Here is a 12,555-nt window from a genome sequence, read left to right on the forward strand (position 1 = left end):
CACCCGAACCGGGCCCATCTGCACGGCTCCCTTCGGTGTGTCGCTCACCGACCGGCGGTAAGGGCTTCCTGCAACTGCTCGTAGGTGGGGGAGAGCCGGTGGAGGAGTTTCACGGCGCCCGCGTCGTCCCCGACGACCAGGGGGTACTGGAGTCCGCCCACCAGGCGGGCCTGGAGGTCGGCGATCTCCGAAGCCCGGCCGTATCCGATCTCGCCGAGCCAGTGGGCGGCGTCGGCCAGCCTGCGGGCGGACACCCGGACGGCGAAGTGGGTGAGGTGGTCCCGGTAGCCCTGATCGAGGTCGGCCCCGACAATCTCGATCAGCCGGTTGACCACCTCCGTCGGCGACGGGGTGGAGCCGAGGAGTCGAATTGCCCGGGGAATTGATTCCCGGAGCATGGTGTGCACGTCGAGGTGGCGAATTCTTTCGAAATTCATCCACATGGTGAATGACTCGGCGGGGTATCCGATGGTATCGGTCCGCCATGAGGCGATGAATTCGTCGACGGGCATCGTGGCGTAGGGGAATCCTTGCGGGTCGTGCATGAGCACGGTGTCCTCCTCAACGCGGAGGACCACCGCGTAGTGGTCGGCGGCGATGGGCCCGTTCATGTTCGGCTGGTGCCGGAACAGCCCCATCTCCACCGGCCCGACCAATGCGGGAGATGACGGATTCGCACGTCGGAGCCGGGCCACCGCCTCCTCGGCCGTGCCGCCGCCGCTGCGTTCGGCCCGCCAGCCCATGAGCTCGACGGTCTCGTCGATCGCGATCAGGGGGTCCAGGCCGTGCGGGTCGAAGAAGATCAGATCGTTCTTGTCGAGTTGCGCGCCGAACGGCATGCCGGTGAGCACCTCGATCGCCGAAGGAGGGGGAGCTTCTTCTCCGAGCATCATTCTCAGGGAATTTGAATAGCAGTACGGGCCGGATCCGATGTATCGAAGTCGCATGGCCGGAAGCCTGACAATTTCACCGGGAATTGTCCAGCTGAATACGCCGACAATTTCCGGAGACCAAAATCACACAGGAAAAAAGCGGGAGACCGGTGACCGGTCTCCCGCTTCCGGCCTTCGTGTCGGTCAGGCCGTGCGCGCGGGTTCAGGACCGGCGGCGAGGGCTTCGCGGAGCTGCTCGTAGGTGGGGGCCAGTTGCCGGAGGAGGTCCATCGCGGTGGCGTCGTCCTGGACCACCAGGGGGTACTGGAGTCCGCCCACCAGGCGGGCCTGGAAGGCGGCGACCTCCGAGGCGCGCCCGTACCCGATCTCCCCGAGCCAGTGGGCGGCGTCGGCCAGCCTGCGGGCGGACACCCGGACGGCGAAGTGGGTGAGGTGGGCGCGGTAGCCCGGGTTGAGATCCCCTCCGACGATCTCGATCAGCCGGTGGATCGCGTCCGCCGGGGGCGGGGTGCCGCCGAGGAGTCGAATTGCCCGGGGAATCGAGTCCCGGAGCATGGTGTGCACGTCGAGGTCGCGGATCTTCTTGAAATTGCGCCACATGGTGAATGACTCGGCGGGGTATCCGATGGTATCGGTCCGCCACGAGGCGATGAATTTGTCGACGGGCATCGTGGCGTACGGGAATCCATGCGGATCGTGCATGAGCACGGTGTCCCCCTCGACGCCGAGGACCACGACATAGTGATCGGAGGCGATGGGCCCGTTCATGTCCGGCTGGTGCCGGAGCAGTCCGATCTCGACCGGCCCGACCAGTGCGGGCGATGACGGATTCACACGTCGGAGCCGGGCAACTGCCTCCTCGGCTGTGCCGCCGCCGCTGCGTTCGGCCCGCCGGCCCATGAGCTCGAGGGCCTCGTCGATCCCGATCAGCGGGTCCAAGCCGGGCGGGTCGAAGAAGATCAGACCGTTCTCGTAGAGTTGCGCGCCGAACGGCATGCCGGTGAGCACCTCGATCGCCGAAGGTGGGGGAGCGTCTTCTCCGAGCATCATTCGCAGGGAATTTGAATAACAGTAGGGTCCGGATCCGATGTATCGAATTCTCATGTCCGGAAGCCTGGCAAGATCTCTTGGGAAGGGTCCACCGGCTAGGCCGACAATCTCTTGAGATGGGCCGACAATCTCTTGAGACCGGAATCCCGGCACACAACAGCGGGAGACCGGTGACCGGCCTCCCGCTGTCGACCTGCCGTGGCGCTTAGGCGGGCTGGTAGACGAGGTTGAGCACGCCGGTGCTGAACGTCGTGGACTCGACGAGCTTCAGCTCCTTCTGGACGCCTTCCCCGAAGAGCCGCGCGCCGGTGCCCACCACGATGGGGTGGACGAGGAGCCGGAGCTCGTCGAGGAGGTCGTTCGCGAGCAGCGTGCAAACCAGGGTCGCGCTCCCGGTGATCGAGATGTTCTTGCCCGGCTGCTCCTTCAGTTTCGCGATCTCGGCCATGACGTCGCCGCCGATCACCGTGGAGTTCTGCCACTCCGGGTTCTTCAGGGACTGCGAGACGACGAACTTGGGCGTGTTGTTGAGATAGTCGGCGAGCTCGGCGTCCTCGCCCTGGTGGTTCGGCCAGTAGCCGGCGAACTCCTCGAAGGTGACCCGGCCGAACAGGAGCGTGTCGGCCTCGGCGGCCTGGGCGCCGACCGCGGCCCCCATCTCGTCGTTGAAGTAGGGGAAGTGCCACTGGTCCGGCCGCTCCACCACGCCGTCCAGGGAGATGAAGAGGCCGGCGACTGTCTTACGCATGATTCATCCTTCGTACGTGGGCTATGCGGATCTTCAGGTCGCGGTCGGCCGACCGTGACCAGGGGGCTGAGGGTGTGGGTACGGGGCGGAGGCCGGGCTCCGCCCCGTACCGTGCGGCGGTCGGCTCAAGGCGGCCGACCGCCGCCGTCCGGGGAGGTCAGGCGGCGAGGGTTTCGAGCCAGGAGCGCCAGGACCGCTCGGCTTCGACCGGGTCCGCGTCGCCGAAGAGCTCGTGCATGAGGATCAGCGACCCGCCGAAGCCGCCGACGAACCGGTACAGCGCGTCGTCGGTGCGCACGCCCAGGGTCTGCGGGTTGGACACGTACACGACTCCCTCGGCGGCGGGCAGTCCCGGTACGGCCACCCGCGCGGGGTCGCCGACGGCGGCGGTTCCGGCCAGGCCGAGCGCACGGACGATCCGGGGCCGTACCGCGTCCCAGCCGTCCGGCACCGCGGAGAAGACGGTGAGGGGGACGGAGACGCGCCCGGGGAAGCGGTTGACGTACTCCACCAGCGTGCGGAAGTACATCTCCCCGCCCATTTTCATGGACTCGTACTCCCCCTCCCAGTCGTCGCCGGGAAGGAAGCCGCTGGTCACCGTACGCAGGAAGGTGCTTCCATCCCGTCCTTCGATGAGGAAGTCGTAGGCGATGAACCGCCCGTCCCCGTCCTCCTCGCTCCGGTAGGCGAACCGCTTGAGCGGCTCCCACGAGGTCACGGTCGCCGACGGGGTGTACCCGCCGAAGGTCAGCCGGACCGTGCCGCCTTCCTTCGGCTCCACCTCGCTGCGCCCCATGAACCAGGAGTCGATCCCGGGGCCGGTGGAGATGGCCTCCCACACCTGCTCGGGGGTGGCGTCGACCTCGGCGGACATGTCCACTTCGAATCCGTGGCCCATCTCAATGCTCCTTGTCCTGGTCCTTGGGGGTGTCGTCCGTGCCGGAGGTGTCCGGTGGGGTGGCCACGGCCTTGACGCTCGGGTGGATCGCCACGATCAGGCGGTGGTCGCGGCCACCTTCCGTGCTTGCGTCGTGATATTTGCTGACAAGCCTGGCGACAGTGGTCGACAGTTCCTCGGCGAACGCGGCGCGGTCGGCCGCGGAGGCGAACCGGACCTCCCCGTCGAGCGTGAAGGTGGCCAGCCGCCGCTGCGCCTTCGCGGCGCCGGTGACGAGGGCGCCGACGTCGCGGACGAGCCGGGCGGCGACCGCGAGCAGCCAGCGTGCCGAGAGCCGGTCGGGGGATCTGGCCGGGTCGGGTTCGACCGCGGCGAGCGCGGCCGGTGAGATCACGTACGACGCGGCGGTCGCCCGCATCACCCGCTCGGTGCAGTTGCCCTTGCGCCGCTCCTCGACCAGCTCGACCAGCCCGTGCCGCTCCAGTGCCTTGAGGTGGTAGTTCACCTTCTGCCGGGGCAGGCCGACCTTGGCCGCGAGTGTGGTGGCCGACGCCGGCTCGGCGAGCTCGGCGAGGAGCCGGGCCCGCACCGGGTCCAGCGAGACCTCCGCGGCCGCCGGGTCCTCGATCACCGTGACGTCCAACATGGCGCCCACCCTGCCACCGACAATTTTTGTTGTCAAGACAAGGTGAATGATCCGGACATTTAGTGCGATATCAATCTGAAGTGGCCCAGGATCTTCGCGTTCACCCGCAGGTCCGGACCACCGGGGGCGCGGTTCGGGACCTGCGGGGCTTGGGCGCTCAGGTCTGGTCGTCCGATCGGTCGGAGGTCGCGGTCTCGGGCTGTCCGGTGGAGACGCAGGGGGCCGATGTCTTCGCCGGGGCGACGTTGCGGCGGAACCGCTGGGGCGCGTCGACGTTGCCGGCCGGGCTGTAGATCGTGATGACGGCCGTGTACGCCTTGCCGTCGTCGGCCACGTGGACCGCCCTGCCGACGCCGAGGTGGGTGGTGTTCTTCCACACCAGCTGGGTGAAGTGGCCGGCTTGCTGGGTGTATCCGGGGCGGTCGAAGTCGTACGCCTCCGAGCCCTCGTACCAGGCGGCCACGGCCTCCCCGGGGGCGAGCTCGGCGGAGGAGTCGGAGTCGATCGCGATGAAGCCGTTCTCCCCGTACGGATGGGTCCGCTGCTCCAGGAACGAGCCGCGGCGGGCCGTCTCGCGGGCGCGGAGCCTGGCCAGGTTGGACAGGCGCACGTCGAGCCGGAGCGGCTGTGCGGAGTGCCGGGCCCGGCACCGGTTGACGGCGTCCCTGGTCGCCTTGGCGAAGCCCTCGTCGGAGAGGGCGGCCGCACCCGGCGGGGCCACGGCGGCCAGCAGGCAGGCTTTGACGATTGTGGTGATCAGAATCTGTGACATGGGGCGCCCCCGCGGTCCGGTCCGAATTGATTTGATGCTCACACAGATCATCCGAATGGCTACGTAGCGACACGGATTCGTGGCGGGGTGTGTTCGATGCCCTGGGTTTACCAACCCTAGGGGGGTATGGTAGTTTCCTGCCCGACGGATACCCCCCATGGGTACATGGGAGATGGAGGAGACCATGTGCGGTGAATGCGCCTGCGGTACGGCGGACGCGCCCGTGAAGGACGTCGTCGCCGAGGAGGAGGCCGCGGAGGGGATCCTCCAGGGCTGACCGGCACCGGGCACCCGGACTCCGCCGGGTGGGCGTGGGTTCCGAACCGCCCACCCGGCGGCGAGGTGATCCGGATCCCGCCTGGTCGCCGGCGGTATCGTGGCCGCCGCGCTCGGCGCCGTACCCGCTCCGCGCCGACGGGCGTGGCCACCCGACCCTGCCAAGGGTATATACCAGTAGGGGGTATATTTCCCCCGATGTCGAACAGAGCGGACCATCAGGAGGGTCACCATGAACACACCCGCCAAGCTGGCAATCTTCGTCTCCGGCCTCGCCGTGACCTTCGGCGCGGCCATGGGAATCGGGACCCTGTTCCCCACATCCGCCGCGGTGTCGGCGGCGGAGAACCCGCCCACGACCGCGCCACCGGGCGACGACGGACACAGCCATCCCGCGCCCAAGGCCGCCGCGGAGGTGCCGGGCGGCCTGCAGATCTCCCAGGACGGCTACACCCTCACCCCGCGGACCACGGAGCTGGCACCGGGCGAGGCGACGGACTTCCGGTTCACCGTCACCGGGCCGGACGGCCGCCCCGTCACCGACTACCAGGTGCTGCACGAGAAGAAGATGCACTTCATCGTGGTGAGACGGGACCTGTCCGGCTTCCAGCACCTCCACCCCGAACTGCTGGACGGCGGAGTCTGGTCGATACGGCTGACACTGCCGGAAGCGGGCGCGTACCGGGCGTTCGCCGACTTCGCCGCGACCGGCGGCGAGCCGCTCACCCTCGGCATGGACCTGCACGCGGCCGGCGACTATCGGAGCAAGCCGCTCGCCGAGGTCACCCGGACCGCCGTCGTCGGGGAGTACACGGTCGCGCTCACCGGTGACCTGGTCCCCGGGAAATCCGGCAAGCTCACCCTGAACGTCACCAGGAACGGCGATCCGGTCACCGACCTGGAGCCCTACCTCGGCGCGTACGGACACCTGGTCGCGCTCCGCGCCGGCGACCTCGCCTACCTGCACGTCCACCCGGACGGGGAGCCCGGAGACGGCAAGACCGCGGCGGGGCCGGGGATCGTCTTCCACGCCCAGGCGCCGAGCCCGGGGGCGTACCGGCTCTACCTGGACTTCAAGCACGCCGGGACGGTGCGCACCGCGGAGTTCACCCTGACCGCCGGGGGGAAGGCCGACGTCAAGGCGCCGGAGCAGACCACCCCGGACGACGGGGGCGAGGAGCACGGCGGTCACTGAGCGGTTCTGTCGTACCCCGCCGCTAGGGTCGCCCGGGAACCGCCGTGGAGAATGGGAGAACCCCGATGCACGTCCCCGAGGACCTCGCCGAACTGCCGTACGCGCGCAAGCTCCGGCCGCATGAAGGGGCTCCCGAGGCCGAGGAGCACCACGACGCGGTCCACTTCGCCGACGCCGAGTTCGAGGACTGCGAGGCGGAGCACGCCAGGTTCGGCGAGTGCGCGTTCACCGGGGTCGACTTCACCGGCGGGCGGCTCTCCCGGGCCCGGTTCGACGAGGTGTGGATGCGCGGCACCCGCTGGGTGGGGACCTACCTCGGCGAGACCGAGTGGCTGGACGTCACGGCGATCTCCGGGGTCTTCGCCGGCCTGCAGGTCTTCGGGTCGGAGCTGCGCCGGGTCGTCTTCCGGCGGTGCAAGTTCGACGCGGTGAACCTGCGGTCGGCCCGGCTCACCGAGGTGGTCTTCGAGGACTGCGTCCTGCGTGACGTGGACTGGGGCGGGGCGACGCTGACGAACGTGCGGTTCCCCGGCTCGACCCTGGAGCGGGTCCGGCTGTCCAAGTCGACGCTGACGAAGGTCGATCTCAGTGAGGCCGCCGAGGTCGGGGTGGCCGACGGCTACGACGGGCTGCGCGGGGCGACGATCGGCGAGGCGCAGCTGATGTGGATGGCGCCGATGTTCGCACAGGCCCTCGGCGTCAAGGTCGCGGGGCGGTGACCGGAAACGGGCACTTCACCCTCGCGGCCGTGGGTAAGCGGTGCGTCTCCGGGGAGCGCACGATCGAGGCGACCGAGCTCCGGACCCCCTTCAAGACCTACACCACGACCGTCGGTGGACCGCACATTCCCTAGGCCGCAATCACACGTCGTCTTCCAGGCCCCCGGCCCGATCGGCCGGGGGTCTGCGCTGTTTGTCCGGTTCGGCCGGATCCCGTACCAGGTGATGTGGGCGTAGTTGTTGTGGTTTGGCCGGTGATGTGGAACGACTGAGGGGAGGCGATGGGAACCGGGAGAGGCGGAACGGGATGCCGGACAGGGCGGGGCTGCTTGTGCTCATGGGATCCGGTGAGACGAGCCCCACCATGGTCACGGTGCACCGCGCGATCGCGCGCCGCCTGGGCGACGCGCCGCGCGCCGTACTCCTGGACACGCCGTACGCCTTTCAGGAGAACGCGGCGCTCATCTCCGCCCGCGCCCGGCGGTACTTCGCCGGGAGCGTCGGGCTCCACGTCGAGGTGGCGCGGGAGCCGCACCAGGTCAAGGAGGCCGACTGGGTGTTCTCCGGCCCGGGCAGCCCGACCTTCGCGCTTCGGCGCTGGACCGGCGGGCCGGTGGGGCGGGAGCTCGCCGGCCGGGTGCGCGCGGGCGGCGGGGCCACCGTGCTCGCCTCGGCGGCCGCCTGTACGGCCGGGGTCTCGGTCGTGCCCGTCTACGAGGTCTACAAAGTCGGGGCGGAGCCGCACTGGCTGGACGGGCTGAATCTCCTGGGCCGACTCGGGCTGAAGGTCGCGGTGATCCCGCACTATGACAACGCCGAGGGCGGGACGCACGACACCCGCTTCTGCTACCTGGGCGAACGGCGCCTGGCCCGGATGGAGTCGCTGCTCCCCGAGGGGGCCGGGGTACTCGGGGTCGACGAACACACGGCCGTGGTCCTCGATGTGAACGCCGGGGACGCCGAGGTGGTGGGGCGCGGCGGGGTGACGGTACGGCTCCGCGGCGCCCAGCTCGTCCTGCCCGCGGGGACCTTCGTCTCCCTGGCCGAGCTGACCGGGTTCTTCGCCGGCGAGGGCCTGGCCGGTCCGCCGCCGGCCCGGGTGCCCGGGGGTGAGCCGGCGCGGACCGCGCTCGGCGAGGTGATCCAGGCGTGTGAGCGGCGGTTCGACGCCGCGGCGGGGGAGCGGCGGGCGCAGGCCGTACTGGACCTGGAAGAGGAGATCACCAGATGGGCCGCCGACACCGAGGAGGATGAGGGCGGGGTCGCGCAGGCGCGTGCCGTGCTCCGCCACCTCGTCGTCAGGCTGGCCCGTGCCGCCGAATCGGGTGATCAGCGGGACCGGCTCGCCCCGATGGTGGAGCCGCTGCTCACGGTCCGCGCCGACCTGCGGCGACGTGAGCTGTATCACAGTGCGGACGCGATCCGGGCGGCCCTTGCCGCCGTCGGCATCCACGTCCAGGACGGGCCTGACGGGGTTCGCTGGTCTTCTCGCTAGCTTTACCGTTCCGTGCCCTGCATGGTAGATCTGTTACCTTTTCGTGGCGTTTGAGTGATTTGTCGGCTAGTGTCCGTTTAGAGACCAGTGACCGGGACCTCAAACGGAGGCCGGCTGGTCGCCCCCGCGGAGTCCCGCGACTCGTGGACCCGCCTGTGCTACGGACACTTCACCGTCCTGGCGATTCTGGAGCCTCTTCATGACTAATGCCATAGAGACACCATTGCTGCAGGGAACGACGAAGGCCTCGTACTACTGGGACGACGGCTCTGGCATCAATGGCGACACCGGAATGCCGGCTTCCGGCAAACCCATGCAAAAGGGGCTGTTCGCCAGCCCCAGCTGGCCCCTCGGCACCGAGGGCTACGTGCTTTACGAGGGGAAGAAGGAGAAGTTCTTCATCGGTGACCGCGGTCCGGGCATCCCCTCCAACAAGGGCGTCATGCTCGACATGGACGGCAAGACCTTCGCCGCGCTCACCGGCGGCAGCTGGAACCAGTCGACCCTCACCGTCGAGGGACACGGCCTCGGGCACATCCACGTCACCTACCACGTGACCAAGTGGGGTCCCGGGATCGGCAAGAAGGGCCAGCCCCAGGCGTTCTCCACCGGCGCGTGGAAGGTCAAGGAGCCCGACCCGACCGTCAAGCCGGTCAACGGCGTCAACACGGTCTCGGTACCCCTCAAGCCGTTCACGCCGGCCCCCGCGGCCACCGCCGCCGACACCGGTGCAGCGATCGCGCCGCTGCTCGTCGGCCTGCTGGTCACCCTCACGCTGCTGGCCACGCTCGTCGTCACCTACCTGCGCATGCGGCAGGACGGTCATCACGCCAACCGGGCCTAGGGTCTTTGCCGTGATCATGCCGGGCGACGGGCGGCCGATCGCCTGAGCAGGGGTATCCCCTCGACGAAACGCGGGTGTCCGTCAGGACGCCCGCGTTTCGCCGGTTGTGGATGACTTTCCCGGACTCGGTGGAGTTCGGCCCGGGCGTCTGCGTCGACCCGTGGCCGTACCCTTTCTTCGGCGAGGCGGGCGGTCCGGCCGGGGAGCCGGATCCAGGTCTGGGGCAGGAGGAGCAGACGACCTTCACCGTGTTCGACCCGCAGACCTTGCCCCCGGGCGTCGTCCTCGGGGAAGACGGAAGGATCGGGGGGCGCCGACCAGACCCGGCGTTCACACCGTGCCGGTTCCGGCCTGCAACGGGCCCAGGCTGTTCTGGTGACGATCCCGGTCGACCGCCCCTGCGGGCCGAACGCCGGGGCAACGCCGGCGCCGTACGGGCGTTGAGGGGCAAAAGCTGACCGGCGCGCTGTGCCGTGGGGGCCCGGTACAGCGCGCCGGTCGGTTCAGGGGGTCTTAGGGGTTACTTCCCGAAGGCGAGGTCGTATCCGGTGCCGCGGTCGCGGTAGACGCGGCCCTTGCCCCACTCCAGGACCTCGAAGTCGACGACGACCACGTTGGAGCGCTGGCCGGTGAGCTCCCGCATGAGCAGCTCGGAGAGGTCGATGATGGCGGGCACCTTGTGCTGGGCGACGGCCCACTCGGCGGGCCCGAAGTCCTCGATGACACCGGTCACACTCTTGCCCTGGTAGGTCACCTTGACCTTGGTGCCGAGCGGCCAGTACGGGCTCGCGATCGTCTGGTATCTCATCGGCTTGCCCGACGCCGTGGCCGGGTCCCAGAAGGAGGTGGCGGTGGCGCTACCGGTGGGGAGCTTGGTCAGCAGCTCGGCGGGGACCTTCGGCTCGTGGGCCGGGCCCGAGGCCGTGGCGCCCGCGGGGGCCGTGCCGGCGAGGCCGGTCGCCAGAGTGAATGCCGCTACCGCTGCGATTATCGCCTTCTTTGACCGCATGGGGATCCTTTCAATCGGCACAGGGCGGCTCCGCGGGGGCGGAGAAGGACGTCGCGGGCGTGCGATGGCAGCACGAAGAGAGGTCGTGGCGACCTCGATCAGGGATTCGCGGGGTCGGACGACCCGGCGAGTACGGCCTCACGACGACGGCGAGGCGGTGCGACGGCCCTGTGCTGGGGGAGACCAGCGAGCTGATCTGTATCGGGAAGATGTCAAGTTCTTGGGTATTGCATTTTCCTAGCAAAGGGAACGATAGAGCAAAATGTCCAAGAAAAGTGATCGATGCCCGAATTAATGGTAGATCTTCTGGTGCGTCGGTAAAGGTGGTCTTGGTAGGCAGGCGTCAGCCGTGCCCCGTACGTATCAGCAGTGTCCCTATGGCACTCAAGTGACGCTGAAACCAGCTTTATTCGGCAATCTCCTCTTTATCCAGAGAATCGGCGCGTCGCGGGACCAGGTGGGTATCACTTCGTCCCGGCCCCGCCCGCCAACCCCTTGAGGTGCCGGCACAACCGCCCGCGGAGTCCCGCGGGAAAAAGACAGTGCCGTCCGTATTCGACAAGGGGCCCGCGCATGACGCCCGCAGAGATCTGCTCAGACCTGATCCGCCTCGACACCAGCAACCACGGCGACGGGCGCGGACCCGGCGAACGCACCGCGGCCGAGTACGTCGCCACCCTGCTCAGCGACGCCGGGATCGAGCCCGTCGTGTTCGAGTCGGCGCCCCGCCGTACCAGCGTCGTCGCCAGAATCCCCGGCGACTCGCCCGACGCGCTGCTCGTCCACGGCCACCTCGACGTCGTCCCCGCCGACCCCGGCGAGTGGCGGGTCTACCCGTTCTCCGGGGAAGTCCAGGACGGCTGCGTCTGGGGGCGCGGCGCCGTCGACATGAAAGGCACCTGCGCGATGACGCTCGCCCTGATCCGGCGGTGGGCGGCCGAGGGGGTGCGCCCGCGGCGGGACCTCGTCCTGGCGTTCCTCGCCGACGAGGAGGCGACCGGCGAGTACGGCGCCCGGCACGCCGTCGTCCACCGCAGGGAGCTCTTCGACGGCTGCACCGAGGCGATCGGCGAATCCGGCGGCTACAGCGTCCACGTCAACGACGACCTGCGGATCTATCCGGTCGCGGTGGGGGAGCGCGGCACCGCCTGGATGAAACTCACCGCCCACGGCGTCGCCGGCCACGGATCCAGGCCCGCCGTCGACAACCCCGTCGCCAGCCTGGTGGAGGCGATCGTCCGGCTCGCCGCCCACACCTGGCCCGTACGGCTCACACCCGGAGTGGAGGAGCTGCTCACCCGGCTGGAGGACGCCCTCGGCACCGTCATCGACCGCGACCGGCTCGACGCCGAAGCGGCCCGGCTCGGCGCCGTCGGCACCCTGTTCCGCGGCACCATCCGCAACTCCGCCAACCCCACCATGCTCGAAGCCGGCTACAAGGTGAACGTCGTCCCCAGCACCGCGCACGCCTACGTCGACGGCCGGTTCCTCCCGGGCCTGCGCGAGGAGTTCCTGGCCACCGTCGACCGGCTCCTCGGACCCAAGGTGACCAGGGAGTTCATCTCCTTCGAAGACGGCGTCTCCGTACCGACCGGCGGCGGCCTCCTCCCCGAACTCTGCGACGCGCTCCGGGCCGAGGACCCCCAGGCCAAGCCCGTGCCGTACATCATGTCCGGCGGCACCGACGCCAAGTCCTTCGCCGGGATCGGCATCCGCGGGTACGGCTTCGCGCCGCTCATGCTCACCGAGAACCTCAACTACACCGGCATGTTCCACGGCGTGGACGAACGCGTCCCCGTCGACGGCCTGGAGTTCGGCGTCCGCGTCCTCGACCGCCTCCTGCGCTCCCGCGCCCTCACCGCCACGATCCCCGAACAGGGCGTCTCCGCCGACCAACTCGTTCCAGGAGCGTCCTGACGGCCTCGGAGGCGCCGTACGGGACATGGTTCCGGCGTTTGGCGTCCAGCTGCGCGCGGGTTCTCCGGACAGCCGGAGCCTTCCGCCGAATCG

General features: G+C 69.3%; 13 protein-coding genes. 6 read left to right on the plus strand and 7 right to left on the minus strand.

Annotated features, from left to right (window positions below):
• Positions 1 to 44 precede the first annotated feature (44 nt).
• The 6 genes from RUR_RS24240 to RUR_RS24265 all read right to left on the minus strand — a co-directional run bounded on the left by RUR_RS24240 (position 45) and on the right by RUR_RS24265 (position 5,007).
• Entirely contained in the window at positions 45 to 890 is an 846-nt protein-coding gene (locus RUR_RS24240; RefSeq protein ID WP_283137473.1) for a hypothetical protein, read from the minus strand.
• A 186-nt stretch (positions 891 to 1,076) separates the two neighbouring features.
• A complete protein-coding gene (locus RUR_RS24245; RefSeq protein WP_283137474.1) occupies positions 1,077 to 1,940 on the minus strand; it encodes a hypothetical protein in 864 nt (287 codons plus the stop codon).
• Positions 1,941 to 2,148: 208 nt separating this feature from the next.
• Positions 2,149 to 2,691: a dihydrofolate reductase family protein gene (locus RUR_RS24250; RefSeq protein WP_283137475.1), complete on the minus strand. Its 543-nt coding sequence runs from the start codon at positions 2,689 to 2,691 to the stop codon at positions 2,149 to 2,151.
• A 157-nt stretch (positions 2,692 to 2,848) separates the two neighbouring features.
• Complete coding sequence (locus RUR_RS24255; RefSeq protein WP_283137476.1) at positions 2,849 to 3,589, minus strand: SRPBCC family protein; 741 nt, start codon at positions 3,587 to 3,589, stop codon at positions 2,849 to 2,851.
• A gap of 1 nt (position 3,590) precedes the next feature.
• Positions 3,591 to 4,235: an ArsR/SmtB family transcription factor gene (locus RUR_RS24260; RefSeq protein ID WP_283137477.1), complete on the minus strand. Its 645-nt coding sequence runs from the start codon at positions 4,233 to 4,235 to the stop codon at positions 3,591 to 3,593.
• A gap of 157 nt (positions 4,236 to 4,392) precedes the next feature.
• Positions 4,393 to 5,007: a CAP family protein gene (locus tag RUR_RS24265; protein ID WP_283137478.1), complete on the minus strand. Its 615-nt coding sequence runs from the start codon at positions 5,005 to 5,007 to the stop codon at positions 4,393 to 4,395.
• A gap of 508 nt (positions 5,008 to 5,515) precedes the next feature.
• On the opposite strand from RUR_RS24265, the gene RUR_RS24270 reads away from it, so the two are divergent.
• The 5 genes from RUR_RS24270 (at position 5,516) to RUR_RS36845 (ending at position 9,536) form a co-directional block, all read left to right on the plus strand.
• The gene (locus RUR_RS24270) at positions 5,516 to 6,478 is read left to right on the plus strand and encodes a hypothetical protein (RefSeq protein WP_283137479.1); all 963 of its coding nucleotides are present in this window, start codon (positions 5,516 to 5,518) and stop codon (positions 6,476 to 6,478) included.
• 65 nt (positions 6,479 to 6,543) lie between these two features.
• Positions 6,544 to 7,197 (plus strand): pentapeptide repeat-containing protein, encoded by a 654-nt coding sequence (locus RUR_RS24275; RefSeq protein WP_283137480.1) that lies wholly within the window; start codon positions 6,544 to 6,546, stop codon positions 7,195 to 7,197.
• Positions 7,194 to 7,331: a hypothetical protein gene (locus tag RUR_RS24280; RefSeq protein ID WP_283137481.1), complete on the plus strand. Its 138-nt coding sequence runs from the start codon at positions 7,194 to 7,196 to the stop codon at positions 7,329 to 7,331. Before RUR_RS24275 ends, RUR_RS24280 begins: the two co-directional genes overlap by 4 nt.
• A gap of 173 nt (positions 7,332 to 7,504) precedes the next feature.
• The gene (locus RUR_RS24285) at positions 7,505 to 8,692 is read left to right on the plus strand and encodes a CysS/YqeB C-terminal domain-containing protein (RefSeq protein ID WP_283137482.1); all 1,188 of its coding nucleotides are present in this window, start codon (positions 7,505 to 7,507) and stop codon (positions 8,690 to 8,692) included.
• A 199-nt stretch (positions 8,693 to 8,891) separates the two neighbouring features.
• The gene (locus tag RUR_RS36845; RefSeq protein ID WP_428847020.1) at positions 8,892 to 9,536 is read left to right on the plus strand and encodes a hypothetical protein; all 645 of its coding nucleotides are present in this window, start codon (positions 8,892 to 8,894) and stop codon (positions 9,534 to 9,536) included.
• Positions 9,537 to 10,056: 520 nt separating this feature from the next.
• On the opposite strand, the gene RUR_RS24295 is transcribed toward RUR_RS36845, so the two are convergent.
• Positions 10,057 to 10,545 carry an RlpA-like double-psi beta-barrel domain-containing protein gene (locus RUR_RS24295; protein WP_283137483.1) on the minus strand — a complete coding sequence of 163 codons (489 nt, stop codon included), beginning with the start codon at positions 10,543 to 10,545 and terminating at the stop codon, positions 10,057 to 10,059.
• 573 nt (positions 10,546 to 11,118) lie between these two features.
• Between RUR_RS24295 and RUR_RS24300 the strand changes: the two genes are divergently transcribed.
• Positions 11,119 to 12,462 carry a M20/M25/M40 family metallo-hydrolase gene (locus RUR_RS24300; RefSeq protein WP_283137484.1) on the plus strand — a complete coding sequence of 448 codons (1,344 nt, stop codon included), beginning with the start codon at positions 11,119 to 11,121 and terminating at the stop codon, positions 12,460 to 12,462.
• Positions 12,463 to 12,555: the final 93 nt, after the last annotated feature.

This window comes from Rhizohabitans arisaemae (genome assembly GCF_025996515.1).
Lineage (GTDB): Bacteria > Actinomycetota > Actinomycetes > Streptosporangiales > Streptosporangiaceae > Rhizohabitans > Rhizohabitans arisaemae.

Bases quoted from the DNA above. Each gene is read 5' to 3' on its own strand.
- RUR_RS24240 (WP_283137473.1), bottom strand. From the start codon at position 890: ATGCTCGGAGAAGAAGCTCCCCCTCCTTCGGCGATCGAGGTGCTCACC.
- RUR_RS24245 (WP_283137474.1), bottom strand. From the start codon at position 1,940: ATGCTCGGAGAAGACGCTCCCCCACCTTCGGCGATCGAGGTGCTCACC.
- RUR_RS24250 (WP_283137475.1), bottom strand. From the start codon at position 2,691: ATGCGTAAGACAGTCGCCGGCCTCTTCATCTCCCTGGACGGCGTGGTG.
- RUR_RS24255 (WP_283137476.1), bottom strand. From the start codon at position 3,589: ATGGGCCACGGATTCGAAGTGGACATGTCCGCCGAGGTCGACGCCACC.
- RUR_RS24260 (WP_283137477.1), bottom strand. From the start codon at position 4,235: ATGTTGGACGTCACGGTGATCGAGGACCCGGCGGCCGCGGAGGTCTCG.
- RUR_RS24265 (WP_283137478.1), bottom strand. From the start codon at position 5,007: ATGTCACAGATTCTGATCACCACAATCGTCAAAGCCTGCCTGCTGGCC.
- RUR_RS24270 (WP_283137479.1), top strand. From the start codon at position 5,516: ATGAACACACCCGCCAAGCTGGCAATCTTCGTCTCCGGCCTCGCCGTG.
- RUR_RS24275 (WP_283137480.1), top strand. From the start codon at position 6,544: ATGCACGTCCCCGAGGACCTCGCCGAACTGCCGTACGCGCGCAAGCTC.
- RUR_RS24285 (WP_283137482.1), top strand. From the start codon at position 7,505: ATGCCGGACAGGGCGGGGCTGCTTGTGCTCATGGGATCCGGTGAGACG.
- RUR_RS36845 (WP_428847020.1), top strand. From the start codon at position 8,892: ATGACTAATGCCATAGAGACACCATTGCTGCAGGGAACGACGAAGGCC.
- RUR_RS24295 (WP_283137483.1), bottom strand. From the start codon at position 10,545: ATGCGGTCAAAGAAGGCGATAATCGCAGCGGTAGCGGCATTCACTCTG.
- RUR_RS24300 (WP_283137484.1), top strand. From the start codon at position 11,119: ATGACGCCCGCAGAGATCTGCTCAGACCTGATCCGCCTCGACACCAGC.